Consider the following 23,873-nt stretch of genomic DNA (forward strand, 5'->3'; position numbering starts at 1 on the left):
ATGAGCCGGGCCGGAGGTCACGGGCGGGAAGGGCGGCTAGAGCAGGCCGAGATCCGAGAGGGCGCGCCGCATCTTCGGCGGAAGCTCGTCGATCCCCTCGGCGGCCACCTCGCCGTCGGCGAGGTCGGCCGGCGCCTTCTCGGCCTCGAGGTAGCGCCAGCCCTGGAACGGCTTCACGGGGCGCGGATGCACGGGCACCAGCCCCGGCTCGAGGATGAGGGCGGTGGCCGCGGTCCCGTCCGCGCGCTTCACCGGCTCGATCGCGAGGATGCGCTGGCGCACGCGCAGCACCCCCGCCACCACCCAGTAGAGGGATCCGCCCTCCAGGATTTCCGGAGCGCGCTTGGGTGCCATGCGGGTGACGTGGCGCAGCCCGCCGGGGGCATGGGCGCGCTGCGCCTGCCCGCGTTCCATCGCCGCGACATCCTTGGGTCCGACGGCAAGCTTGATGAGGTGCAGCACGCGCGCGATCTGCGCCCGCGCTCACATTTTCGCAAGCGGCGGCCGGAGGGGAGGGTGGCTTATCCTCCGGTTAGGGTTTGCAGCGGCTCATAGAGGCTCGGTCAGACAATAGGAGCCGTCCGAAGCCATGCGCGCGTTCCAGAACCTCTCCGTTGCCCGAAAGCTCGGCGCAAGCGCCGGGCTCACACTTTCCCTTCTCGGCGGGCTGGTCGGGCTCGTGTGGTTTGAGGTGCGGGAAGTGGAAAAGCAGCAGGCCAGCCTGCGTAGCGCCGCCGACGTGCTCGCGCTCGTCGAGCGGGCCGGCGCCCGCGCCGCGCAGGCGCCGGCGGCGGCGGCCGATCTGGGCAATGCCCAGTCGATGCCGGCGGCGGAGGCCGCGGCGAAGGGCGCGCGGGAGGCGCTGGCCGGGGCGCGCGAACTGGCGGAACGCGGCGAGAGGGCCGTGACCCTCCCGGGCGCCCATGCCGCCCTGCAGGCGGCCAGCCCGGCCGCCCTGGCCTATGAGGCGGCGATCGGCCGCATGCTGGATGCCCGTGGCCGGATGATCGCCGCGCGCGACGACCGGCTCTACCGCCTGACGGCGGATTTCGACCAGGCGATGGAAGCCGTGCTGGGGGCGCTGGAATTCGAGGTGCCCGACCGCAGCCAGGTGGAGGAGGTCCGTAGCCGCGTCATGGCCTTCAGCAACGCGGTGAATGAATCGCGCCTGGCCGTGCAGCGCTATCTCGTCACCGGGGAGGACGCCCAGGCACGCCGGGTGCGCCGGGCGCTGGCCCAGCAGCGGGTGCATCTGCGGGGCGTGCAGTCCTATCCCGTCTCGGACCGGCTGAAGGAGGACGTGGCGCGCGCCGGAACGCTGGCCGGCGGCCTGGCCGAGGCCGCCGAGACCATCCTCAACGTCCTGACGGAGTTGGCGAAGATCCGTGCCGAGGAGGCGGAGGGCGCCGCGAAGGCGCTGCAGGCTGCCTTCGGCGAGGCAACCCGGCTGCTGCGGGACGATGCCGCCGAGCGGCGCGGCGCCATGGACTCCGCGCTGAAGGATGTGGAGGTCTTCACCCTCTGGATCGGCGCTGCGGTCGCTCTGATCCTTCTCTTCTCGTCCTGGGCCAGCGCCCGCGCCATCGGGGCGCCGCTGCGCCGGGCCGCGAACCGGGTGCGCGCGATCGCCTCGGGCGACACCTCGCCCGGCGACCCCGCCGAGGCGCGCGACCAGGCCCATCGGGACGAGACCGGCCGGATCGCGGCCGCGTTGGAGGAGCTGCGGGGCACGGTGGGCCGCGCCTTCGCCCAGGCTCAGATGATCGAGCAGATGCCGCTGGGCCTCATGGCCGCCGACCCGGCGCTGCGGATCACCCATGTGAACACCGAAATGGCTGAGGTGCTGGCCCGGCTGGGATTGACCGAGCCGGTGGTGGGGAAGACGTTGGAGGAGCTTCCGCTGGAGGGGCTGGCCGGGTTGCGCGCCACCCTCGCCGATGCCGTGGCCCTGCCACACCGGGCCCGTCTGCGCATGGGCGCGGAGGTGGTGGACCTGCAGGCGAGCGCCATCACCGATGGGCGCGGCGCCTATGCCGGTCCGATGCTGACCTGGCGCCTGGCCACCGAGGAGGCGCGCCTGGCCGATACCTTCGAGGCCGAGGTTGGTGCGGTGGTGGAGAACCTGGCCGGAGAGGTCGAGTCGCTCCGCCGCGCCGCCGGCGGGGTGCATGACACGGCCGAGCGCTCCGGCCGCGAGGCCGCCCAGGTGGCCGATGCCGCCGCACGCGCCAGCGGCGAGGTCGGCGCCGTGGCCGCCGCCGCCGAGGAGATGGCCGCCAGCATCACCGAGATCACCCGCCGCGTGGCCGAGGCCGCCGAGGTGGCCGCCCAGGCGGTTTCCGAGGCGCGGGCCACCGACGGCACCGTGCGGGGCCTGTCGGACAGCGCCACCCGGATCGGCGATGTGGTGCGGCTGATCGGCGATATCGCGGGCCAGACGAACCTGCTGGCGCTGAACGCGACCATTGAGGCGGCGCGTGCCGGCGAGGCCGGGCGGGGCTTCGCGGTGGTGGCGAGCGAGGTGAAGACGCTGGCCGCCCAGACCGCCAAGGCCACCGAGGAGATCTCCGCCCAGATCCAGCAGATGCAGGCGGCGACCTCCGGCGCGGTGGAGGCCATCCGGGGCATCGGCGAGACGGTGGAGCGCACGAGCGGGATCGCGACCGCCATCGCCGCGGCGGTGGAGGAGCAGGGGGCGACGACGCGGGAGATCGCCCGCAGCGCCGCCCAGGTGGCGGGGGGCACGGATACGGTGAACCAGGCCATCGCCGGCGTCCGGGCCGCCGCGGAGGAGACGGGGAGCGCCGCCGGCAGCATGCTGGCCGCCACCGAGGCACTGCAGAGCCAGACGACCATCCTACGGGAGAAGTCGGCCGGCTTCCTCCGGGCGGTGCGCGCCGCCTGAGGCTTCGGGGCGCCCCGCCTTGCGGAACCGGGGCGCCCCACCCTATCTGCGGCCCCGCATTCCCGGCCGCCATTCCCGGCAGAGGGTGGCGGCGGGAGGGGTTTTCTGAATGGCTCATCGGATCGCGGTTGCAGGCGCCACGGGGCAGATCGGGCGCGAGATCATCAAGACCCTCGCGGAGCGGGAATTCCCCGCCTCGGAGCTCTGCGCCCTCGCTTCGGGACGGGCGGTCGGCGGTTCCCTGTCCTATGGGGAGCGGAACCTCGCCGTCGAGGCGGTGGAGCGGCATGACTGGGCCGCGACGGACCTGCTCTTCCTCGCGCCCGGCACGCCCGCGCCCGTGACCCTGGCTCGCAAGGCGGCTGCGGCGGGCTGCGTGGTCGTGGACACGACAGGCATGGTGGACCCGGACGCGCCCGTGGTGGTGCCCGAGGTGAATCCGGGCGCCCTGGCCACGAATCCGCGAATCGTCGCCTCCCCGGTCGCGGGAGCCATCCTGATGGCCATGGCGCTGCATCCCCTCCAGGCCCTGGGCGGGCTGGTCCGGGTGGTCGCGACCTCGCTCCAGCCGGTCTCGGGAGCCGGGAAGGACGCGATGGACGAGCTGTTCAGCCAGACCCGGGGGGTGTTCGTGAACGACACGGCCACGCCGGAACAGTTCACCAAGCCGATCGCCTTCAACCTGATCCCCCATGTCGGTGCCTTCGGGGAAGGCGGGCTGACGGATGAGGAAGAGGCCATTGCCGAGGACGCCTCCCGCCTCCTGGGTGGCGTGGCAGTCGCGGCCACCTGCGTGCGGGTGCCGGTCTTCATCGGCCAGGCACTCTCGATCCATGCGGCCTTCGACCGGCCGGTGCAGGAGAAGGAGGCGCGGGAGGCGATCCGGGACGCACCCGGCCTGACCCTGCTCGATCGGCGCGACGATGGCGGATATGTGACCCCGCTGGAGACGGTGGGCGAGGATCCGGTCTTCGTGTCCAGGCTGCGGGCCGATTCCACCGTGCCGAATGGAATCGCGCTGTGGTGCGCGGGCGATAATCTGCGCAAGGGCGGGGCCCTGAACGCGGTGCAGATCGCCGAGGAGCTGCTGCGGCGGGGCGCCCTGCGCGGCGGATAAGGGGCCGGAACGGCTCCTTTTCCGGCGAAAGGAAGCGCCAGGGCAGAGGGCTAGTTGCGAGCCCGTCGCAACACGTTGATTTCGTGGAATTGACGCTTTGCCGTGGCGCACCATAAAAGCGCCCCAGCCGTTCGCGGACCTGTCACGCGGCCGGCGAGATTGCAGGACGCCGCATGGCCCATTCCAACGACGCGCGCGAAGCCGTCATGATCGGCCGCCGCACGGACGGCACGATCATCCGCCGGCCGCTCTCTCCGCATCTGCAGGTCTACGACATGCTGCAGATGACGAGCGCGCTTTCCATCATGCACCGCATCACAGGTTCTGCCTGGGCGGTGGGTTTGATCTTCCTCGTCTGGTTCCTGGCCGCCACGGCCGCGGGGCCCGAGGCCTATGCCCGCATGCAGTGGTTCATGGGCAGCTTCTTCGGCGTGATCCTGCTGTTCGGGATCACGGTCGCCGCCTGGTACCACACGCTCGCCGGCATCCGGCACCTGATGTGGGACTATGGCTACGGCTACGACATCCCGACCACCTATCGCACGGGCTGGATGGTCATCATCGGCACGGGCGTGATGACGATCCTGACATGGATCGTCGCCATCATCGCCTGGGCGTCGTGAGGGGGATCGGGGCATGAGCGAGAACCTGAAGCGCCTTGAGACGCCGCTGGCGCGCGTCCGCGGCTTCGGCTCGGCCAAGAACGGCACGCATCACTGGTGGATGCAGCGGGCGACCTCCATCGGGCTGCTGCCGCTGACCCTGTGGTTCGCCTTCTCCATCGCCGCCCGGGCGGGTTCCCCCTGGGAGGTGATGGCCGAGTGGATCGCCCGGCCCTTCAACGCCGTGCTGCTCATCGTGCTCATCTCGGTCGGGTTCTACCACACGGCCTCCGGCCTGCAGGTGGTGGTGGAGGACTATATCCGCCCCGACCGCAGCGTGATGGCGATTAACCTGGCCATCAAGGCGGTGCTGACCCTGCTGGGCCTGCTGGCGGTGCTGTCCGTCATCCGGCTGGCGGTCTGATGCGCCCGGCGCGGCCTGTCCCTTCCGGTCGCGCAAAGGCTTCCCATGTACAGGCCGGGTGCTTCGGCGCCCGGCCGCCACGCCATCCCTGGGCATGCTTCAGTCCTCTGATGGCTGACGACTTCGACGCCCCGATGGGCGACAGAACACGCGCCGCGAACGGCGCCAGGACCGACGAGAGCCCGCGATGAACGCCATCAGCCAGCCTCCGCGCCCCGGGATCAACGGCGGCGCCTATCGCATTGTGGACCACACCTATGACGTGGTGGTGGTGGGCGCCGGCGGCGCGGGCCTCCGCGCCACCTTCGGCATGGGTGCCGCGGGGCTGAAGACCGCCTGCATCACCAAGGTGTTCCCCACCCGCTCCCACACCGTGGCCGCCCAGGGCGGCGTCGGCGCCGCGCTCGGCAACATGGGCGAGGACGACTGGCGCTGGCACATGTACGACACCGTGAAGGGGTCGGACTGGCTGGGTGACCAGGACGCGATCGAATACATGTGCCGCGAGGCCGTGCCGGCGATCATCGAGCTGGAGCATTTCGGCGTGCCCTTCTCCCGCACGGAGGACGGCAAGATCTACCAGCGCCCCTTCGGCGGCCACATGCAGCATTACGGCAAGACGCCGGCCATGCGCGCCTGCGCCGCGGCCGACCGCACGGGCCACGCGATCCTGCACACGCTGTACCAGCAGTCGCTGAAGCATAACTGCGAGTTCTTCGTCGAATACATCGCCCTCGACCTCATCATGGACGAGGAAGGCGCCTGCCGCGGCGTGATGGCCTGGAACCTGGAAGACGGCACGATCCACCGCTTCCGCGCGCAGACCACGGTGATGGCGACGGGCGGCTATGGCCGCGCCTATTTCTCCTGCACCTCTGCCCATACCTGCACGGGCGATGGCGGCGGCATGGTGCTGCGCGCTGGCCTGCCCCTGCAGGACAACGAGTTCGTGCAGTTCCACCCCACCGGCATCTACGGCTCCGGCTGCCTCGTCACCGAGGGCGCGCGCGGCGAGGGTGGCTACCTCACCAATTCCGAGGGCGAGCGCTTCATGGAGCGCTATGCGCCGACGGCGAAGGACCTGGCGTCCCGCGACGTCGTCTCCCGCGCGATGTCGATGGAGATCCGTGAGGGCCGTGGCGTCGGCCCGCACAAGGACCACATCCACCTGCATCTGGAGCATCTGGGCGCGGACCTGCTGCATGAGCGCCTGCCCGGCATTTCCGAGACCGCGAAGATCTTCGCCGGGGTGGACGTGACGAAGGAGCCGATCCCGATGCTCCCGACCGTCCACTACAACATGGGCGGCATCCCCACGAACATTCATTGCGAGGTGCTGCGCCCGACCGCGACCGACCAGGACGCGACCGTCCCCGGCCTGATGGCCGTGGGCGAGGCGGCCTGCGTCTCCGTGCATGGCGCCAACCGCCTCGGCACCAACTCGCTGCTCGACCTCGTGGTGTTCGGCCGCGCCGCCGCGCTGCGGGCGAAGGACACGATCAAGCCCGGCGCCACCCAGGCGCCGCTGCCGGAGGGCGCGGGCGAGAACGCGCTCGCCCGGCTGGACCGCGTGCGCTACGCCAAGGGCGGCACGCCCGTGGCCGAGCTGCGCCTGAGCATGCAGCGCACCATGCAGGCCCATGCCGCCGTGTTCCGCACCTCCGAGCTGCTGAAGGAGGGCGTGGAGAAGATGGCGGTGGTGGCCCAGGGCTACAGCGACATCCGCATCGCCGACCGCAGCCTGATCTGGAACAGCGACCTGGTGGAAGCCATGGAGCTGGACAACCTGATCGGCAATGCGCTGACCACGGTGGTGGGCGCCGAGGCCCGGCACGAGTCCCGCGGCGCGCATGCGCATGAGGACTACCCCGAGCGCGACGACCAGAACTGGATGAAGCACACCCTGGCCTGGGTCGACGACAAGTACCAGGTCAAGCTCGACTATCGTGACGTGAAGATGCGGACCCTCACCAACGAGGTTCAGGTCTTCCCGCCCAAGGCGCGCGTCTACTAAGGAAGGCGGGACAACAGACCCATGGCGACCTTCACCCTCCCGAAGAACAGCACGGTCCAGCCCGGCCAGGTCTACAAGGCCGAGCCGGGCGCCAAGAACGTGCGCTCCTTCAAGATCTACCGCTTCGATCCGGACTCCGGTGAGAACCCGCGGATGGACACCTACGAGGTCGATCTCGACAAGTGCGGCCCGATGGTCCTGGACGCGCTCATCAAGATCAAGAACGAGGTGGACACGACCCTCACCTTCCGGCGCTCCTGCCGCGAGGGCATCTGCGGCTCCTGCTCGATGAACATCGACGGGCTGAACACCCTCGCCTGCCTCAAGCCGATCGAGGACGTGCAGGGCGAGGTGCGGATCAACCCGCTGCCGCATATGCCCGTGGTGAAGGACCTGGTGCCGGATCTCTCGCAGATCTACGCCCAGCTCCGCTCCATCGAGCCCTGGCTGAAGGCCGACACCTCCGCCCCGCCGGATGAGGAGCGCCGCCAGTCCAAGGAGGAACGCGCCAAGCTCGACGGGCTGTGGGAGTGCATCCTGTGCTTCTGCTGCTCCACGGCCTGCCCCTCCTACTGGTGGAACGGCGACCGCTATCTCGGCCCGGCCGTGCTGCTCCAGGCCTATCGCTGGATCGCCGACAGCCGCGACGAGTACACGGGCGAGCGGCTGGACCAGCTCCAGGATCCGTTCCGCCTCTATCGCTGCCACACCATCATGAACTGCGCCCGGACCTGCCCGAAGGGGCTGAACCCAGCCCAGGCGATCGGCGAGATCAAGATGCTCCTCGCCGAGCGCGAGGGCTGAGCGGGCTGACGAGGGATCAGGGCCGCCCCCCGGGCGGCCCTTTTCATATCCGGACATGAAGGCCGCGATCATCGGCGCCGGCCCGGCCGGGCTGGCCGCGGCGGAAGTGCTTTCGGAAGCGGGCGTCGCGGTCACGGTGCTGGACCGCATGCCCAGCCCCGCGCGCAAACTGCTCATGGCAGGGCGCGGAGGGCTCAACCTCACCCATACCGAGCCTCTCGACCTCTTCCTCTCCCGTTACGGTGCCGCCCGCGCCCGGCTGGAGCCGGCCGTGCGCGCCTTTCCGCCCGAGGCCATCCGCACCTGGTGCGGGGGGCTGGGGCAGGAGACCTTCGCGGGCAGCAGCGGGCGGGTTTTCCCCCGGGCCATGAAGGCCGCGCCGCTGCTCCGCGCTTGGCTCGCCCGGCTGGGGGAGCGCAAGGTGACGCTCCTCTCCCGCCATGCCTGGGCGGGATGGGACGCGGCGGGAGGGTTGCTGTTCAACCGCCCGGACCCGGAGCCGCTGGTGCTGCGGCCGGATGCCACTCTGCTGGCGCTGGGGGGTGCCTCCTGGCCGCGTCTCGGCTCGGATGGTGGCTGGGCGCCGCTCCTCGCCGCGCGCGGCGTGGCCCTGGCGCCCTTCGCGCCGGCGAATTCCGGAATCCTGATCCCCTGGTCCGCGCATCTGCGGGACCGGTTCGCCGGGACCCCTCTGAAGCGGATCGCCCTCTCCTTTGGCGGCCGGACCGTGCGGGGCGAGGCGGTGATCACCGCGGCCGGTTTGGAGGGCGGGGCGGTCTATGCGCTCTCGGCCGCGATCCGCGATGCGGTGGCGGCAGAAGGCGAGGCGGTGGTCACGCTCGACCTGCGCCCGGACATGACCGCGGATGAGGTGGCCCGCCGCGTCGCGGCGCCCCGGCGCGGCCAGTCCCTGTCCAACCATCTCCGCCGTCATCTCGCCCTGCCGCCCGCGGTCATTGGCTTGCTGCGGGAGGGCGAGGCGCCGCCGGAGACGGCCATCAAGGGGCTGAAGCTCCGCGTGACCGGCGTCGCCGGGCTCGAACGGGCGATTTCCTCCGCCGGCGGAATCCGGCTGGAGGAGCTGGACGAGCATTACGCGTTTCGCCGCCTGCCCGGCGTCTTCGCCGCCGGCGAAATGCTGGACTGGGAGGCGCCGACAGGCGGCCATCTGCTGACGGCCTGCTTCGCCACGGGCCGGGCGGCCGCGCGCGGAATGCTCCGCGCGATGGTTGGCTAGATCACGAAGTTCAGCGGCTCGGAGGCTGGGCGTTGCAGGCCGGCAGCCTGTGCCCGGCGCAGCAGGTCCTCCAGCGTCAGCGCCTCCAGCCTCTCGCGCAGCGCAGATTCCAGCTCGGCCCAGAGCGGCGCGACGACTGCCGCCTGGAGCGGGCCGGACAGGTCGCTCCCACCATCCGTTCCCTCGGCGACGGCGGCCACCACCTCGGAGAGCCGGATGTCGCGGGGGCGACGGCCCAGCCGGTAGCCGCCCCGGGGGCCGCGCACTCCTTCCAGCAGCCCGGCGCGGGAGAGAGCCTGGAAAACCGGCTCGATTCCCCGGCGCGCAGCGCCCAGCCGTTCCGCGACCTCGGCCCCGCCCGCCACGGGCCCTTCCGAGCCGCGTCCGGCATGGAAGGCGACGTCCAGGAGGACGGAGACGGCGGTCAGCGCGCGATCCTGGCGGAGAAGGCGGAGATGGGGCTGCATGGCGGGGATTTACGCATTCCCCGCGTGGATATCCAGCGCGGCAAGGGCCTTTTCCACCTCGTCCCGCCCTTCGGGCGAAAGGGCCGGCTGCGGCGGGAGCGGAACGCCCACGGGGAAGCCCTGGATTTCCAGGGCACCCTTGATGCAGGCCGCCAACGCATGGCGGGCGAAGAGCTCGTTGATGCGCCAGAGGCGCCGTTGCAGCGCCATCGCCGCCGTCCAATCCCCGGCGCGGCACAGCTCGTAGAGCCGCACACTCTGGCGCGGGATGGCGCAGGCCGGCCCGGCCATCCAGCCCACCCCGCCAATCAGCATCACGGCGGCCGGGATATGGGCCGAGGCGGCGAAGACGCGCATCCGCCCCTCGGTGCGGTCCATGATCGAGAGAAGGCGGCCCGTATTGGTGGAGGCGTCCTTCACATAGCCGATGCGAGGGTGCTTCGAGAGGGCGGCGAGCGCCGGCAGGGAGAGGTCCGAGCGCTGGAATTGCGGGTTGGTGTAGAGCACCACCGGACGGTCGGTGGCATCGGCCACGGCGGTGAAATAGGCGACCACCCCCGCCTCGGGCACGGGGAAATAGGCTTCGAGGATGGCGAGGATCCCGTCGGCGCCGAGCGCGGCCGCCTCCTTCGCCTGGCGCACCGCCTCGGCCGTGGTCGTGGCGGCGATGCCGGCCACCACCGGCACGCGACCAGCCGCCGCCTCCACCACCACCTGGATGATGCGGCGGCGCTGGGCGGGGGTGAGGTAGGCGAACTCCCCCGTGCTGCCGAGCGGGGTGAGGCCATGCACCCCGGCGGCGATCAGGTGCTCGCAAAGCCGCGCCAGCACCTGGTCCAGCACGGCGCCATCCGGGCCGACGGGCGAGACGAGATAGGGGAAGACGCCGTGGAGATCCTGCATGGCGGCAGGTTACGGTTCCGCGCGGCGCAGCGGAACGGGAATAGGAGCGGACAGGCCGGCAACCTGTCCGGCTTCGCCATGCGCCGGTGCGGCGCTAGCTTCCGGCCCGCCACGTGCGGAAGGATGGGACATGTCCCCGATCATCGACAGCATCGAGGCGCTCGAGGCGCTGTATGGCGTGCCGGGCGACGCCTCCACGGTGAAGGAGGTGCCCGCCATCACGCCCGAGTACCGGGCGATGATCGATGCCTCGCCCTTCGCCGCCCTGGCCACCAGCGGGCCGGAGGGGCTGGACTGCTCGCCGCGTGGCGACCGGGTGGGCGAGCTCGTGCGCGTGGCGGGTGAGCGGACGCTGCTGATGCCGGACCGGCGCGGCAACAACCGGGTGGACAGCCTGCGCAACATCGTGCGGGACCCGCGGGTGGCGCTCATGTTCCTCATCCCCGGCCATGGCAATGCGCTCCGCGTGAACGGGCACGCGCAGGTCTCGGTGGATCCCGCGCTGCTGGAGAGCTTCGTGGTGGAGGGCAAGGCGCCGCGCAGCGTCATCGTGGTCACGGTGGAGACGGTGTATTTCCAATGCGCCCGCGCCGTGATCCGCGCGCGGCTCTGGGAGGAGTCGGCGCAGGTGGCGCCGGGCAGCCTGCCGACGCCGGGCCGCATCCTGGCCTCGCTCAGCGCCGGAACGGTGGGCGGAGAGCCCTATGACTCCAGCTGGGCGGCCCGCGCGAAGGAAACCATGTGGTAGGGCTGGGGCGGTAGGCGGGCCCCTCAGCCCGCCACCAGCCTTGCCGGCAGAAGCGCGCCGCCGAGAACGAGGAGGGCGCGCAGGGAGGGGCTGATCCAGTCCTGGATCACGCGGCCAGCCGGCCCTGGCCGCGCATGAGCATCAGCCGTGCCACGCGGGTCGCCTCGGCGGGGTTCGGGAAGGCCGCTCCCTCCAGATCCTCCAGCACGGGATCGGTGGCCAGGAAGAGCCAATCCGTCTCGCGCGCCACGGCCACGCCGACGAAGCGGCCATCCACGCTGATGGGGCGAGAGGCGAGCACGGTCAGAGCCCTCCCAGCGCGCGCAGCAGCGCCCGCTCGATGTCGGATTGGCGCGGCGGGGTGTGGGTGCGGGGGAAGAGGCGCGCGAGAAGGGCGCGGAAGACATTGGCGGTGCGGGTCATGGCATCCGTCTCCTGGCCGGCTGGCCTGGAAAGGGGGGGAGGGAAGGCGAGGGCAGGGCGGTCAGCGCCGACAGCGCCCGGCCATTCGGATTGCCGGCACCATCGGGAGGCTCCGTGTGGGGCGGTTGGACATGCCCCATGATCGGGCGTGGAAACCTCTGTGGTCAACGAAATGGAACGATCGTTTTTTGTGCTTTATAGGGGATGATCCTTTCGTCCGGCGTGGGATCGGCGATGGACGCCACCCCGCCGCGGCGTGATAACCCCGGGCATGGCCGCCCCATCCGAAGCCCCCGCTAACCCTCCCCGTGGCCGCCTCTATGGCAGCGTGCTCGACGCGGTCGGAGCCACCCCGCTGGTCCGCCTGCCCCGGCTTGAGGCATCGGAAGGGCTGGCGGCGCGGCTCGCGCTGAAGCTGGAATTCTTCAATCCGCTGGCCTCGGTGAAGGACCGCATCGGCCTCGCCATGGTGGAGGAGGCCGAGCGTGCCGGCCTCATCCGCCCCGGGGAATCCACGCTGGTCGAGCCGACATCCGGCAATACCGGCATCGCGCTCGCCTTCGTGGCCGCGGCCAAGGGGTACCGGCTGATTGTGGTGATGCCGGACGGCGCCAGCGAGGAGCGCCGCAAGATGATGGCCCTGCTGGGCGCCGAGCTGGTGCTGACGCCGGCCAAGCGCGGCATGGCCGGGGCGATCGAGCGGGCGGAGGCGATCATCGCCTCCACCCCCGGCGCGTGGATGCCCCGGCAGTTCGACAACCCCGCCAATCCCGCCATCCATGAGCGCACGACGGCCGAGGAGATCTGGGCGGATACGGGCGGGGAGGTGGATGCGGTGGTGGGCGGCGTCGGCACCGGCGGCACGCTGACCGGCATCGCTCGCGCGCTGAAGCCACGGCGGCCGGGGCTGCGGATTGTCGCCGTGGAGCCTGCCGAATCGGCCGTTCTGTCGGGTGACGAGGCGGGGCCGCATGACATCCAGGGCATCGGCGCGGGCTTCCGCCCGAAGGTGCTGGAACTGGAGCGGATGGACGCCGTTATGCGCGTCTCCGAGCGCGAGGCGCTGGCCGCCGCCCGCCGCTGCGCGCGCGAGGAAGGCATCCCGATCGGCCTCTCCTCCGGCGCCGTGCTGCACGCGGCGCTGCAGGTGGCGCGCGAGCCGGAGATGGAGGGGAAGCTGGTGGTCGGCATCGCCGCCAGCTTTGCCGAACGTTACCTCTCGACGGAGCTCTTCGCCGGGCTCTGATGGCCCGATAACGGAGTGACCGTGTGCCCAGTCTGCGCGCCTGGATGATGATGGCGCTGATCCGCGCCACCCGCATGAAGGACCACGCGCGCAACACGCGCCGCTTTCCGGACAAGGTGCGTGCCATCCAGGCCCGCGGGCCCGCCCAGCCCGGCCGGGCGCGGGAAAGGCGGCTGCTGATCACGCGCGAGAGCTTCGGCGGGTATGGCGTGTTCACCGTGGCACCGCGCCAAGGCGCCACCCGTCACCACATCCTCTACCTGCATGGTGGCGCCTATGTGTTCGACCTGCTGCATGTGCATTGGCGCGTGGTGGATGCGCTGGTGGCGCGCACCGGGGCGACCGTGACCATTCCGCTCTATCCGCTCGCCCCACGGTACGAAGCGCGGGACACGCTGGGGATGGTGCACCCGCTCTTCACCGCGCTGGCCGCGCGGTACGGGGCGGAGAACATCACGGTCGCTGGTGATTCCGCCGGCGGCGGCATGGCATTGGCCTTGGCGCAGATCATCCGCGATGCGGGGGAAGCCCTTCCTGCGGGGCTGGTGATGTTCTCGCCCTGGCTAGATGTCGCCACCGACCATCCGCGCCTTCTGGAGATCGAGCACCGAGACCCGATGCTCGCCTCGCCCGCGGCGCGGCTGGCGGGACAGTGGTATGCGCGCGACCTGCCGCCCGACGATCCGCGCGTGAGCCCGCTCTACGGCTCACTGGCCGGGCTGCCGCCGATGATCGTCTTCACTGGCACGCGGGACATGCTGAACGCCGATGCGCGCCGCCTGCGGGAGACGGCGGAGGAAGCAGGGGCTAACCTTCTCTTCCGCGAATATGACGGCCTGTTCCATGTCTGGATCTGCCTGCCAGTGCCCGAGGCGCGGCAGGCCCTGGACGAGGCCGCCGCCTTCATCGCGGCGCCCCTTTCCTGATGGCTTTTGGTTCTGGGCTGTGGGTCTGTCCCGGGGAGAGGAAGAAGGAATTCTTCCTCTCCCCGGACCCCTCACCATCATCTTCTTTTAGAAGTTTGGAATCACTCGGCTGACGGTGCGCCTGAGGTCTAAGACCTCAGGCGGCTGCAAAGGCAGGACGGGCACCCTCACAACCAGAGATCCCTTCGATCAGGGTATCCACGGCAGTCAGACGGGGTTCCAAGGGCCTCAGGCCCTTGGCGGGCGAGGGCGGAGCCCTCAACAGGAAGCCCAGAAAAGCCGGGCCCCCGTGCGACGCCATGAAGCCTCGCCTCCGCATGCACGCCTTCCCCGGCCGGCATCGTCAGGTGGCGGGCCGCTTCGCCAGCGCGAGGCCGATGCCGAGCGCGACCATCGCGGCCCCCGAGGCCTCCCGGATGCGGCGGACCAAGGCGGGGCGCGCCGCGGCCCCCTCCCGGATACCGCCGGCCGCGAAGGCGACGACGGTGTCGGCCAGCGTGTTGAGCGCGACCGACACGGTGCCGAGCACCACGAATTGCAGGGCCACCTCGCCCCGGGCCGGGTCGACGAACTGCGGCACGAAGGCCAGGAAGAAGGCCGCTGTCTTCGGGTTCAGTGCCTCGACCAGCACGCCCTCCCGAAAGGCCCGCCTGGGCCCGACCGGCGGCTCAGCGAGCCCGCCACCCAGGGCCAGGGCAGCATCCCGGCGCGCGGATTGCACGGTGCGGAAGCCGATCCAGATGAGATAGGCAGAGCCGATCAGCTTGAGCGCGGTGAACAGTTCCGCGCTGGCCAGCACGATGGCGGAAACGCCCAGGCCGCCGGCGAGGACATGGACCATTCCGCCGAGCCCCGTACCGAAGCTGGAGGCCACGCCTTCGGCCCGCCCGCCCGCCCGCCAGCGTGCGAGCCGCGACATAGAAGATGCCCGGCCCGGGCGTGATGGCGAGCAGCAGGGCCGCGGCGAAGTACAACGCCAGTTGCGCGATGTCCGGCATGTTCCCTCCCCCTCCGGTCAGCCCGGGATCAGCGCGGCCACGGCGCGATCGGAGGCGCGATTGCTGGAGGAGAGGCCGGCCGCCACGCCGGCGCGGTCCTCGGCGCTCCGGTTCTGGCTCATCTTCCGCTTGCCATCGATCCGCGTGATCGGCATCCGCAGGCCCACGATTCCCCGGAGCTGCGCGCGGATGAAGGCGTCCGGCGCATCCGTCACGGCCCAGGGTTCGGCGCGGGCGCTCTCATGCACGCGCGTCAGGCGGCTGACGACCTCGAGCAGGCGGTCCGCATCCTCGAAGAACTCGGCCGGGCCATAGGCATGGACGGCGACGTAGTTCCAGGTGGGCACCACCTTCCCGTGCTCCTGCTTGGACGGATACCAGGAGGGGCTGACATAGGCCTCCGGCCCCATGAACAGGGCCATGGCATCGCCTGCCGGCGACAGCTTCCATTGCGGGTTCACCCGCGCCAGATGGCCATAGAGAGTGCCATGGGGCCCCTCCTCCGGCGCAAGGAAGAGCGGGAGCGGCGTGGCGACCAGCCCCCCTTCCGTGGCGGTGACGAGGTTCGCCAGACGCGCCTCGCGTATCACGGCATGTAGGCTCGGCAGGTCGTCCTCGCGGAAGGCGGGCGGGACATACATCGGCGCGTCTCCTCGGCTGCCCTGGACCTTGTCCCGGAGCTGGCCCAGAAGGAACGTCCAGTTTCCGACCAAATCTCCGGACCAGTTTGCCGCCATGGCATCGGACGACGTCCCGCGCAGGCGGATCACCCACCGGATTGGCGAGACGATCAAGGGCCAGATCGCATCCGGCCTGCTGGCTCCCGGCGCGCGGCTGCCCTCCACCCGGTCGTTGGCGGTGGAATGGGGCGTTTCGCGGACGACGGTGACGGCGGCTTATGAGCAGCTGATCGCGGAAGGATACCTGGAGACACGGCAGGGCGCCCCGACGCAGGTGGCAAGGGGACTGCCCCCCGCGGCCGGGAGGCCTGACCAGACTGGGCCGGCCGCGTGCCCCGACCGCCTCTCCGCCCATGGGCAGCGCCTGAGGGAGTTCGTTCTTCCTCCCACGCCGGACACCGGCCCGCTGCTGGCCGACTTCCGCTACGGGGACCTCGCCGCCGGGGACTTCCCCATGCTGGCCTGGAGGAAGGCAGCCGGCGCCGCCCTGCTGCGCCGCAAGGCGCGGCTCCGCTACGAGGAGCCAAGCGGCTCCTCCGGGCTCCGCGCGGCCCTTCAGGGCTATCTTTGGCGGGCGCGCGGGCTGCGTTGCGATGCCGGGCAGATCATCGTCGTCAACGGCTCGCAGCAGGGGCTGGACCTCTGTGCGCGCCTGCTCATCGACCCCGGTGAGCGGGCCGTGATGGAGGACCCGGGCTACAACCTCGCGCGCCAGGTCCTCCTCGCCGCCGGGGCCGAGATCGTGCCGGTCCCCGTGGACGAGGAAGGCATGCGGACCGACGGCCTGCCCCTGGCGCGGCTGGCCTATGTGACCCCGTCCCACCAATTCCCGCTGGGCAGCGTCATGTCCGCGGCGCGCCGCAGGGAGCTGCTGGCCTGGGCGCGGCACGGGGGCGCCTATGTCATCGAGGACGACTACGACAGCGAGTACCGCTTCGACATCGCCCCGGTCCCTCCGCTGCAGGCGCTCGATCAGGCCGCGCGGGTCATCTATCTCGGCACGGTCTCGAAGACCCTCTCGCCCACCCTGCGCCTCGGCTATCTCGTCGTGCCGCCGGCCCTGTCCTCGACCTTCGCCAAGGCGAAGCGGCTGGCCGACAGGCAGACGCCCAGCCTGGAGCAGGAGGCCCTGGCGGGCCTGATCGAGGGCGGCGCCTATGAGCGGCATGTCCGCCGCGCCCGCCGCCGGAATGGCGAACGGCGCGCCGCCCTGCTCGCGGCACTCTCGGCCAGGCTGGGCGATGCGGTGACGGTGGTCGGCGCCGATGCCGGGCTGCACGTCGTCGCCTGGCTGAATCGGGTGCCCCGGGCGCGGGAGGACGCGCTGGTGGCCAGGGCCCTTGCGGCGGGGATCGGCGTCTACCCCATCGGCCCACTCTACGCGCCTGCCCCGGACATCGCGCCGCCCGAAACGGCCGGGCTGGTCATGGGATATGCCAGCCTCGACGAGCAGGCCATCGACCGGGGCGTGCGAAAGCTCGCGGAGGCGCTCGAGGCGTTCTGCGTGGAAGGCGACGAAGGGCGCCGGTGATCCGGCCAGCGGCTTCGCCCGGCGCGGGCACCACCGGCAGGCAGCGCTCCCGCCTCCCCTGCCTCAGGCCGTCCGCCCGCCATCCACCGGCAGCAGGATGCCGGTGATGAAGGAGGAGGAATCCTCCGCCAGCCAGACGCAGGCATTGGCGATATCCGCCGGGGTGGAGAGGCGCCCGATCGGGATGGTGGCCAGGAATCGCTGCCGGTTCTCCGGCGTGTCCTCCACCCCCATGAAGGCCGAGGTCAGCCCCGTGACCCCCATCACCGGGCAGATGGCGTTCACGCGCACATTGTCCTTCGCCCATTCCTGGGCGAGCGACTGGGTGAAGACATTCGCCGCCCCCTTTGTGCCGTTGTACCAGGTCAGCCCGGGCCGGGGCCGCAGCCCGGCGGTGGAGGAGATGGTGATGAAGCTCCCCCCGCCGCGCGCCAGCAGCGCCGGAAAGGCCGACTTCGCCATCAGGAAGAGTGACTTCACGTTAATGGCGAAAACCTTGTCGAACTCCTCCTCCGACACGTCGAGGGAGGGCTGGTTCCGGTAGGTCCAGCCGGCATTGTTCACCACCACGTCCAGCCCGCCGAAGGCCGAGACCGTGCCCTCCACCATCGCGGCCACATCCGCGGCGCGGGAGACATCCCCGCCCAGCGCCACGCCGCCGATCTCCCCGGCCACGCGCCTGGCACCGTCCAGGTTCAGGTCGGCCACCGCCACCTTCGCGCCCTGCGCGGCATAGGCTCGCGCGATCCCCTCGCCGAAGCCCGAGGCCGCCCCCGTGACGAGCGCGACTTTGCCCTGAAGGCGCATGATTCCCTGTCCCTGGACGTTCGCCCGGCAGTCTGGAAAGCACGGCGTGGCCGGTCAATCTGTGGCTGGTCAATCTGTGGCTGGTCAATCTCCGGCCCGGGACCGCGGCGCCGCGGCACGACGAGGGGGAGGCGGCCGTGCTGGGACGGATCAAGGACTGGGCCCGGGCACTCCGGCGCGACGTCCATGCCCTCTTCCTCGTGGCACGCGACCCGCGCACGCCCTGGCGTGCCAAGGCCTTGGCCCTGGCGATCGCCGCCTACGCCCTCAGCCCCATCGACCTCATCCCCGACTTCATCCCCGTCCTCGGCTATCTGGACGAGGTCATCCTCCTCCCCCTCGCCATCGCCCTGGCCATCCGCATGATCCCGCCGGCTGTCATGGAGGAGCACCGCGCCACCGCCCGGGTCGCGGCGGAACGCCCGGTCAGCCGGGCGGGCGCGGCCCTCATCATGGCCCTCTGGCTCGCAGCCCTGATCCTGCCGGTCCTCTGGCTCTGGCCCGAACCGGCGCGCTAGGGCGCAGCACCTGGTCGGAATGCTTGCCCGGGATGCTTGCCCAGAATGCTTGCTCCGGGCGCCCCCCTCCGCTAAAGGCGCGCACTTCGCGCTTCCGGTCGGCATCGGCGGCGCCACACGCTTATGGAACCCGCCCGATGAAGTCCGACATCCACCCCGACTACCACGAGATCACGGTCATCATGACCGACGGCACCACCTACAAGACCCGCTCCTGCATGGGTAAGGACGGTGACACGCTGCGCCTGGACATCGACCCCAAGTCCCACCCGGCCTGGACCGGCGTGCAGCGCATCGTCGACACGGGCGGGCAGATCGCGAAGTTCAACAAGAAGTTCGCCGGCATCGGCGCCCGCAAGGGCTGATCCGCATCCCGCGCAAGGCGGGATTGCATCTGATGCATATCGGAAGGGGCCTCGGCGCTTGAAGCGCCGGGGCCCTTTTCCCATTTCTGGCCTGTCGGCGGCGCCCGGATGGGGCCGCGGATGTGAGGCGAACCGGATGCACGGCCCAATCGGGGGTGCTCCCACCGGGGAACCTTGCCACGCCCACCGATCAAACCTTGCTCTCGCAGGAGGTTTCTCGTGAACGCTCTCGACCTCTCTCCCCTGTTTCGCACCGCCATCGGCTTCGACCGGCTGGCCCGGCTGATGGACACGGCCCGCGCGGCCGATGCCCCGTCCTACCCGCCCTACAACATCGAGCGCACGGCGGATGACGCCTACACGCTGACCATGGCGGTGGCCGGCTTCGGCCAGGACGACATCGAGATCACCGCCCAGGACAACGTGCTCCTCGTCTCCGGCAAGGCCCCGCAGCCTTCCGATGACAGCCGTTTCCTGCATCGCGGGATCGCCGGCCGCGCCTTCGAGCGCCGCTTCGTCCTCGCGGACCATATCCGCGTGGAGGGCGCCAGCCTCGAGAACGGCCTTCTCCATGTCGCCCTGAAGCGCGAAGTGCCCGAGGCCCTGAAGCCCCGCCGCATCGCGATCGCCGGCGGCCGCCCGCAGCAGCCCGCCATTGAGGGCCGCGTCGAGGCGGCGAACACCCAGGAAGGCCAGACGCAGGCAGCTTGACCGCCAGGGCTTGCTCTCCCCTTCCGGGGAATCGCAGGAACAGGGGCCGGCGGAGCGATCCGCCGGCCTTTTCCTTGTCAGGGCTTGCGGAAGAAGGCCTCCGCCGCCGCCCGCTGGGCACCCCGGGCCGCGATGGCCGCCTCCGCCCGCTCGATTTCGGCCCGGAGTGTGGCGATGTAGTCCCGCAGTGCCTCTTCGGACCATTCGGCCAGCGCTGCCGGGGTGAACCCGGAGCCCGGCCGGCGCCTTTCCTCTTCCTCGAACATCATCACGATCTCCTTCCGGCTTTGACCGCCCCCATCCCCCTCTCTATATCCGCACGCAACAGCCCAGGGGGCCCGCCGGCTCCCGACGACCGCGCTTCGAGGGTCGCCCCCTTGGTCGCCCCCCTTGGTCGCCATGAGGTTCTCGCCATGCCCACGCCCCTGATGCCCAAGGCCACCGCCGTGTGGCTGATCGACAAGACCTCCCTCACCTTCGATCAGGTGGCGGACTTCGTCGGCATGCACCCGCTCGAGGTCCAGGCTATCGCCGATGGCGAGGTGGCCCAGGGAATCGTCGGCTACGACCCGGTGGCCAATGCCCAGCTCACCCGTGAGGAGATCGCCCGCTGCGAGGCGGACCCGAGCGCCCGGCTGGTGATGATGGAAAGCCACCTCCCCCAGCCCAAGGTCCGCGGCAAGGGCGCGCGCTACACCCCCGTGGCCAAGCGCAACGACCGGCCGGACGGCATCGCCTGGCTGCTCCGCAACTACCCGCAGCTGACCGACGCCCAGGTGGCGAAGCTCCTCGGCACCACCAAGGAGACCATCGCCAAGGTGCGCGACCGCAGCCACTGGAACTCGGCCAACATCAAGCCGCGCGACCCTGTGATCCTCGGCCTGTGCAGCCAGTCGGACCTGAACGCCCTCATCATCTCCATCGGCGCCGAGCCCGCCCCGACGGTGGTCGAGGACGACGCGGCCTGAGGCCAGGCGGCGCGGCGAAAGCCTTCCAGCAGAAAGGGCGGGCCCCGCCGGGGCCCGCCCTTTCCTTTACCGGGAACGCAATCGGTTCACTGCGGCCGGCTGCGTTGCGCCTCGAAGCGCTCCATCTCTTCCTTGAGCCGCAGCTTTTCCCGCTTCAGGCGAGCCAGTTCGAGACTGTCCGGCATGGGTCGGGCGTCCTCCTGAAGGATACGCAGGTCCAGTGCCTGATGACGGTCCTTGAGCGACTGCAGCCGGTGCGGGTTCAGCATACGCGTGATCCTCTTCCCTAGCGTTTCGTACGACTCGGTCTTGCGTGGCGGCCTGTCACCACCGCGCAGGAGATGATATGGCAAGGACCAGCCTGGGCGCGACCCTTCTCACGCCCTTATCAACCCGCCCCGCCGCCCGCCGGAGAGGGGCTTCCCGACCCATCCGGGGGATCATGCTGGCCGAACGCGACAGCCTCCTGCGCCGCCTCCACGAGCTGCGGAGCGAGCACCGGGACCTCGACACCGTCATCGCGCGTCTCGAGGACAGCCGCCACGACCAGCTCCAGCTCCAGCGCCTGAAGAAGCGCAAGCTGAAGCTGAAGGACGAGATCGCCTGGCTGGAGAGCCGCCTGGTGCCGGATATCATCGCATGAGTGAGACCCTGGGCGGCTCCGCCCCCCTCGTCGGCATCATCATGGGCTCGCGCTCCGACTGGGAGACGATGCGCCATGCCTCGGAGATGCTGCAGGGGCTGGATGTCCCGCATGAATGCCGCGTCGTCTCGGCCCACCGCACCCCCCGCCGCATGGTGGACTATGCCGAGCGCGCGGTCGCGCGCGGGCTGAAGGTCATCATCGCCGGCGCGGGTGGCGCGGCTCACCTGCCAGGCATGACCGCGAGCATGACCCGCCTGCCCGTCCTCGGCGTCCCGGTCGAGAGCCATGCCCTCAAGGGCCAGGACTCCCTCCTCTCCATCGTGCAGATGCCGGCGGGCATCCCGGTGGGCACGCTGGCCATTGGACGCGCCGGCGCGGTGAACGCCGCCCTCATGGCCGCCGCCATCCTCGCCCTCTCCGACCCCGCCCTGGCCGAGCGCCTGGACGCGCATCGCGTGGCCCAGAGCGAGGGCGTGGCGGAGACCCCGGAGTGAGCGGCACGGCCAACGATCCCGGCCCCCTCCCCCCGGGCTCGACCATCGGCATCCTCGGCGGCGGCCAGCTCGGCCGCATGACGGCGCTGGCCGCGGCGCGGCTGGGCTACCGCTGCCATGTCTACTCCCCCACCGCGGACGAGCCCGGTACACAGGTCGTCGCGACGAGCACCATCGCCCCCTATGAGGACGAGGAGGCGCTCGGCCGCTTCGCCCGCTCGGTGGATGTGGTGACCTTCGAATTCGAGAATGTCCCCGCGGCCACGCTGGACCGCCTGGCCGCCCTCGTCCCCTGCCGGCCGGGCACCCGCGCCCTGTCCATCTGCCAGGACCGGCTGCTGGAGAAGGCCTTCCTGGAGAAGGCCGGCGTCCCCGTCGCGCCCTGGGCCCCGGTGCATTCGGCCGCCGATCTTCCCGCCGCCCTGGGGAAGGTCGGCCTCCCCGCCGTGCTTAAGACCACGCGCCTCGGCTATGACGGCCGCGGCCAGGCGGTGGTGCGCACGGCCGATGAGGCGGAGGCCGCCCTCGCCCGCCTCTCCCCCCACCCGCTGATCGCGGAGGCCTTCGTTCCCTTCGCGGCCGAGATCTCGGCGGTCGCCGCCCGCGCCGTGGACGGCACCACCGCGACCTATGACGCGGTGGAGAACCGGCACGCCCACCACATCCTGGACCTCTCCTTCGCCCCCGCGCGCCTGCCGCCCGAGGCCGCTGCCGCGGCCCGGCGCCACGCCGCGGCGGTTGCGGAAGCGCTGGAGCTGGTCGGCGTGCTCGCGGTCGAGCTCTTCCTCCTCCCCGACGGCACGCTGCTCGGCAACGAGATCGCGCCCCGGCCGCATAATTCCGGCCATTGGACCATCGATGCCTGCCAGGCCAGCCAGTTCGACCAGCATGCGCGGGCCGTGGCCGGGCTGCCCCTCGGCCCCACCACCCGGCACGCGGATGCGGTGATGCGGAACCTCATCGGGCCCGAGGGCATGGCGCGCTGGCCCGGCCTCGCCGCCGATCCCACCACCTCCATCCATCTCTATGGCAAGGCGGAGGCCCGCCCGGGCCGCAAGATGGGGCACGCTACCCGGCTTTTTCCCCTCGGTTCGCTTTCCACGACGCCCGACCGCGACCTGCTCAACCATCTGTGACCGAAATGCCAGGGGGTGCTGTGGCGCATCCGCCACAGCGCCCCGAAACCCTGTCGCCACACGGCGCGGCACGATGCGCCGGCCCCCTGCCAGTGATAGATACAGTGAACGCCGCGCCGGAATCGGGGATCTCCCGGAGCCCGCGCAGCGCGCCCCTGGTGGATCGGGAGTTCACATCATGAGCCTGAAGAAGGCCCTTCTGGCCGCGACGATCCTGTCGCTGCCGCTCGCCGCGCAGGCCCAGCCTGTCACCGGCCTCTACATCGCCGCCGGCGCCGGCGTGAACTGGCTGCAGGACTCGAAGGCCCCCCTGACGGGCGCCGCGGGCGCTGCGGTTGGTAACGGCGGCCGTACCAACACCTCCTTCGAGCATGGCTGGGTCGGCGTCGGCAGCCTCGGCTACGGCTTCGGCAACGGTCTGCGCCTCGAGGTCGAGGGTAACTACCGCGACAACGACGTGTCCGACTTCCGCTACGGCGGCACCACCCCGCGCTTCCAGCAGGGCCGCGCCCGTAGCTACGGCGCCATGGGCAACGTGCTGTTCGACTTCGCCATCCCGGGCGTGCCCGTGATGCCGTATGTCGGCGGTGGCGTCGGCTATGTGTGGCACGAGTATGACGGCGTGTCCGGCGTCAACTACGTCGCCGGTGGCGATCGTCGCCTGACGATCGACGACACCGACGGCCAGTTCGCCTACCAGGGCATCGCCGGCGTGGCCTTCAACCTCGGCGTCCCGGGCCTGGCCCTGACCGCCGAGTACCGCTTCCTCGGCACGCTCTCGCCGGACCTGAACGCCACCTACACCACCCGTACGGCGGCTCAGGTTGCTGGCGGCACCTCCACGGTGACGCGCGGCAAGGTTGAGGTCGACAACTACAACCACTCCGTGCTGGTCGGCCTGCGCTACGCCTTCAACGCGCCGCGCCCCGCTCCGGTCGCCGTCGCTGCCCCGGCTCCGGCCGCGGCTCCGGCTCCGGCCCGCACCTACCTCGTGTTCTTCGACTTCGACCGCGCTGACCTGACGGACCGCGCCCGCCAGATCATCGCCGAGGCCGCCCAGGCCGTGACGTCGACCGGCACGACCCGCATCGAGGTGGCGGGCCATGCCGACCGCTCGGGCACCCCGCAGTACAACCAGCGCCTCTCCATGCGCCGGGCCGAGGCGGTGGCCGCCGAGCTGTCGCGCCGTGGCATCGCCCGCAA

The 23,873-nt window shown here is 71.0% G+C and carries 28 protein-coding genes; 19 read left to right on the top strand and 9 right to left on the bottom strand.

Annotated elements, in window-relative coordinates:
• Window positions 1–36: 36 nt before the first annotated feature.
• Entirely contained in the window at window positions 37–462 is a 426-nt protein-coding gene (locus BUB97_RS01405) for a DUF1489 family protein (protein WP_073130581.1), read from the bottom strand.
• Window positions 463–589: 127 nt separating this feature from the next.
• Here BUB97_RS01405 and BUB97_RS26085 point away from each other — a divergent pair, with 127 nt between their 5' ends.
• From BUB97_RS26085 to BUB97_RS01440, 7 genes are all read left to right on the top strand, one after another.
• Window positions 590–2,905 (top strand): methyl-accepting chemotaxis protein, encoded by a 2,316-nt coding sequence (locus BUB97_RS26085; RefSeq protein WP_073130586.1) that lies wholly within the window; start codon window positions 590–592, stop codon window positions 2,903–2,905.
• A 109-nt stretch (window positions 2,906–3,014) separates the two neighbouring features.
• Window positions 3,015–4,022 (top strand): aspartate-semialdehyde dehydrogenase, encoded by a 1,008-nt coding sequence (locus BUB97_RS01415; RefSeq protein ID WP_073130589.1) that lies wholly within the window; start codon window positions 3,015–3,017, stop codon window positions 4,020–4,022.
• A gap of 173 nt (window positions 4,023–4,195) precedes the next feature.
• Entirely contained in the window at window positions 4,196–4,645 is a 450-nt protein-coding gene (gene sdhC / locus BUB97_RS01420; protein ID WP_073130592.1) for a succinate dehydrogenase, cytochrome b556 subunit, read from the top strand.
• Between the two features lie 13 nt (window positions 4,646–4,658).
• Window positions 4,659–5,048 carry a succinate dehydrogenase, hydrophobic membrane anchor protein gene (gene sdhD, locus BUB97_RS01425; RefSeq protein ID WP_073130595.1) on the top strand — a complete coding sequence of 130 codons (390 nt, stop codon included), beginning with the start codon at window positions 4,659–4,661 and terminating at the stop codon, window positions 5,046–5,048.
• Between the two features lie 187 nt (window positions 5,049–5,235).
• Window positions 5,236–7,062 (top strand): succinate dehydrogenase flavoprotein subunit, encoded by a 1,827-nt coding sequence (gene sdhA, locus BUB97_RS01430; RefSeq protein ID WP_073130598.1) that lies wholly within the window; start codon window positions 5,236–5,238, stop codon window positions 7,060–7,062.
• A gap of 21 nt (window positions 7,063–7,083) precedes the next feature.
• Window positions 7,084–7,866 carry a succinate dehydrogenase iron-sulfur subunit gene (locus BUB97_RS01435; RefSeq protein ID WP_073130605.1) on the top strand — a complete coding sequence of 261 codons (783 nt, stop codon included), beginning with the start codon at window positions 7,084–7,086 and terminating at the stop codon, window positions 7,864–7,866.
• Between the two features lie 55 nt (window positions 7,867–7,921).
• Complete coding sequence (locus BUB97_RS01440) at window positions 7,922–9,103, top strand: TIGR03862 family flavoprotein (protein WP_073130607.1); 1,182 nt, start codon at window positions 7,922–7,924, stop codon at window positions 9,101–9,103.
• Here the strand turns inward: BUB97_RS01440 and BUB97_RS01445 are convergent.
• The gene (locus BUB97_RS01445; RefSeq protein ID WP_073130609.1) at window positions 9,100–9,570 is read right to left on the bottom strand and encodes an RrF2 family transcriptional regulator; all 471 of its coding nucleotides are present in this window, start codon (window positions 9,568–9,570) and stop codon (window positions 9,100–9,102) included. The genes BUB97_RS01440 and BUB97_RS01445 overlap by 4 nt on opposite strands.
• 9 nt (window positions 9,571–9,579) lie before the next feature.
• Window positions 9,580–10,473, bottom strand: coding sequence for a dihydrodipicolinate synthase family protein (locus BUB97_RS01450; protein WP_073130611.1), 894 nt, complete (start codon window positions 10,471–10,473; stop codon window positions 9,580–9,582).
• 130 nt (window positions 10,474–10,603) lie between these two features.
• On the opposite strand from BUB97_RS01450, the gene BUB97_RS01455 reads away from it, so the two are divergent.
• On the top strand, window positions 10,604–11,221 hold the full coding sequence (locus tag BUB97_RS01455) for a pyridoxamine 5'-phosphate oxidase family protein (RefSeq protein ID WP_073130613.1): 618 nt from the start codon (window positions 10,604–10,606) through the stop codon (window positions 11,219–11,221).
• Window positions 11,222–11,327: 106 nt separating this feature from the next.
• Here the strand turns inward: BUB97_RS01455 and BUB97_RS01460 are convergent, their stop codons facing one another.
• Entirely contained in the window at window positions 11,328–11,522 is a 195-nt protein-coding gene (locus BUB97_RS01460; RefSeq protein WP_073130616.1) for a hypothetical protein, read from the bottom strand.
• Between the two features lie 393 nt (window positions 11,523–11,915).
• Between BUB97_RS01460 and cysK the strand changes: the two genes are divergently transcribed.
• Together cysK and BUB97_RS01470 are read left to right on the top strand one after the other, a co-directional pair.
• Window positions 11,916–12,890 carry a cysteine synthase A gene (gene cysK / locus BUB97_RS01465; protein ID WP_073130618.1) on the top strand — a complete coding sequence of 325 codons (975 nt, stop codon included), beginning with the start codon at window positions 11,916–11,918 and terminating at the stop codon, window positions 12,888–12,890.
• 23 nt (window positions 12,891–12,913) lie between these two features.
• Window positions 12,914–13,816: an alpha/beta hydrolase gene (locus BUB97_RS01470; protein WP_073130620.1), complete on the top strand. Its 903-nt coding sequence runs from the start codon at window positions 12,914–12,916 to the stop codon at window positions 13,814–13,816.
• 343 nt (window positions 13,817–14,159) lie between these two features.
• Here the strand turns inward: BUB97_RS01470 and BUB97_RS01475 are convergent, their stop codons facing one another.
• Both BUB97_RS01475 and BUB97_RS01480 read right to left on the bottom strand, forming a co-directional pair.
• A complete protein-coding gene (locus BUB97_RS01475; RefSeq protein ID WP_245818126.1) occupies window positions 14,160–14,735 on the bottom strand; it encodes a LysE family translocator in 576 nt (191 codons plus the stop codon).
• 96 nt (window positions 14,736–14,831) lie between these two features.
• Window positions 14,832–15,455, bottom strand: coding sequence for an FMN-binding negative transcriptional regulator (locus BUB97_RS01480; protein WP_073130622.1), 624 nt, complete (start codon window positions 15,453–15,455; stop codon window positions 14,832–14,834).
• Between the two features lie 94 nt (window positions 15,456–15,549).
• Between BUB97_RS01480 and pdxR the strand changes: the two genes are divergently transcribed.
• Window positions 15,550–17,025, top strand: coding sequence for a MocR-like pyridoxine biosynthesis transcription factor PdxR (gene pdxR / locus BUB97_RS01485; RefSeq protein ID WP_073130625.1), 1,476 nt, complete (start codon window positions 15,550–15,552; stop codon window positions 17,023–17,025).
• Between the two features lie 63 nt (window positions 17,026–17,088).
• Here the strand turns inward: pdxR and BUB97_RS01490 are convergent, their stop codons facing one another.
• Window positions 17,089–17,832 carry a glucose 1-dehydrogenase gene (locus BUB97_RS01490; RefSeq protein WP_073130628.1) on the bottom strand — a complete coding sequence of 248 codons (744 nt, stop codon included), beginning with the start codon at window positions 17,830–17,832 and terminating at the stop codon, window positions 17,089–17,091.
• A gap of 137 nt (window positions 17,833–17,969) precedes the next feature.
• On the opposite strand from BUB97_RS01490, the gene BUB97_RS01495 reads away from it, so the two are divergent.
• The 3 genes from BUB97_RS01495 (at window position 17,970) to BUB97_RS01505 (ending at window position 19,426) form a co-directional block, all read left to right on the top strand.
• Window positions 17,970–18,350, top strand: coding sequence for a YkvA family protein (locus BUB97_RS01495; protein ID WP_073130631.1), 381 nt, complete (start codon window positions 17,970–17,972; stop codon window positions 18,348–18,350).
• A gap of 137 nt (window positions 18,351–18,487) precedes the next feature.
• Complete coding sequence (gene rpmE, locus BUB97_RS01500; RefSeq protein ID WP_073130634.1) at window positions 18,488–18,715, top strand: 50S ribosomal protein L31; 228 nt, start codon at window positions 18,488–18,490, stop codon at window positions 18,713–18,715.
• 219 nt (window positions 18,716–18,934) lie between these two features.
• Complete coding sequence (locus BUB97_RS01505) at window positions 18,935–19,426, top strand: Hsp20 family protein (protein WP_073130636.1); 492 nt, start codon at window positions 18,935–18,937, stop codon at window positions 19,424–19,426.
• Between the two features lie 77 nt (window positions 19,427–19,503).
• Here the strand turns inward: BUB97_RS01505 and BUB97_RS01510 are convergent, their stop codons facing one another.
• A complete protein-coding gene (locus BUB97_RS01510) occupies window positions 19,504–19,695 on the bottom strand; it encodes a DUF1192 family protein (protein WP_073130638.1) in 192 nt (63 codons plus the stop codon).
• 144 nt (window positions 19,696–19,839) lie between these two features.
• Here BUB97_RS01510 and BUB97_RS01515 point away from each other — a divergent pair, with 144 nt between their 5' ends.
• Complete coding sequence (locus tag BUB97_RS01515; protein ID WP_073130640.1) at window positions 19,840–20,394, top strand: DUF1013 domain-containing protein; 555 nt, start codon at window positions 19,840–19,842, stop codon at window positions 20,392–20,394.
• A gap of 86 nt (window positions 20,395–20,480) precedes the next feature.
• On the opposite strand, the gene BUB97_RS01520 is transcribed toward BUB97_RS01515, so the two are convergent.
• Entirely contained in the window at window positions 20,481–20,663 is a 183-nt protein-coding gene (locus tag BUB97_RS01520; RefSeq protein WP_073130642.1) for a YdcH family protein, read from the bottom strand.
• Between the two features lie 173 nt (window positions 20,664–20,836).
• On the opposite strand from BUB97_RS01520, the gene BUB97_RS01525 reads away from it, so the two are divergent.
• The 4 genes from BUB97_RS01525 to BUB97_RS01540 form a co-directional block, all read left to right on the top strand.
• The gene (locus tag BUB97_RS01525; protein ID WP_073130646.1) at window positions 20,837–21,037 is read left to right on the top strand and encodes a YdcH family protein; all 201 of its coding nucleotides are present in this window, start codon (window positions 20,837–20,839) and stop codon (window positions 21,035–21,037) included.
• Window positions 21,034–21,534, top strand: coding sequence for a 5-(carboxyamino)imidazole ribonucleotide mutase (purE, locus tag BUB97_RS01530; protein ID WP_073130651.1), 501 nt, complete (start codon window positions 21,034–21,036; stop codon window positions 21,532–21,534). The genes BUB97_RS01525 and purE overlap by 4 nt, the downstream gene beginning before the upstream one ends.
• Window positions 21,531–22,670, top strand: coding sequence for a 5-(carboxyamino)imidazole ribonucleotide synthase (locus tag BUB97_RS01535; RefSeq protein ID WP_073130656.1), 1,140 nt, complete (start codon window positions 21,531–21,533; stop codon window positions 22,668–22,670). Before purE ends, BUB97_RS01535 begins: the two co-directional genes overlap by 4 nt.
• Before the next feature lie 178 nt (window positions 22,671–22,848).
• On the top strand, window positions 22,849–23,873 hold a 1,025-nt coding region (locus BUB97_RS01540), incomplete at its 3' end, for an OmpA family protein (protein WP_086061826.1).

The sequence above is a fragment of the Muricoccus roseus genome, from assembly GCF_900141905.1.
GTDB lineage: Bacteria > Pseudomonadota > Alphaproteobacteria > Acetobacterales > Acetobacteraceae > Roseomonas > Roseomonas rosea.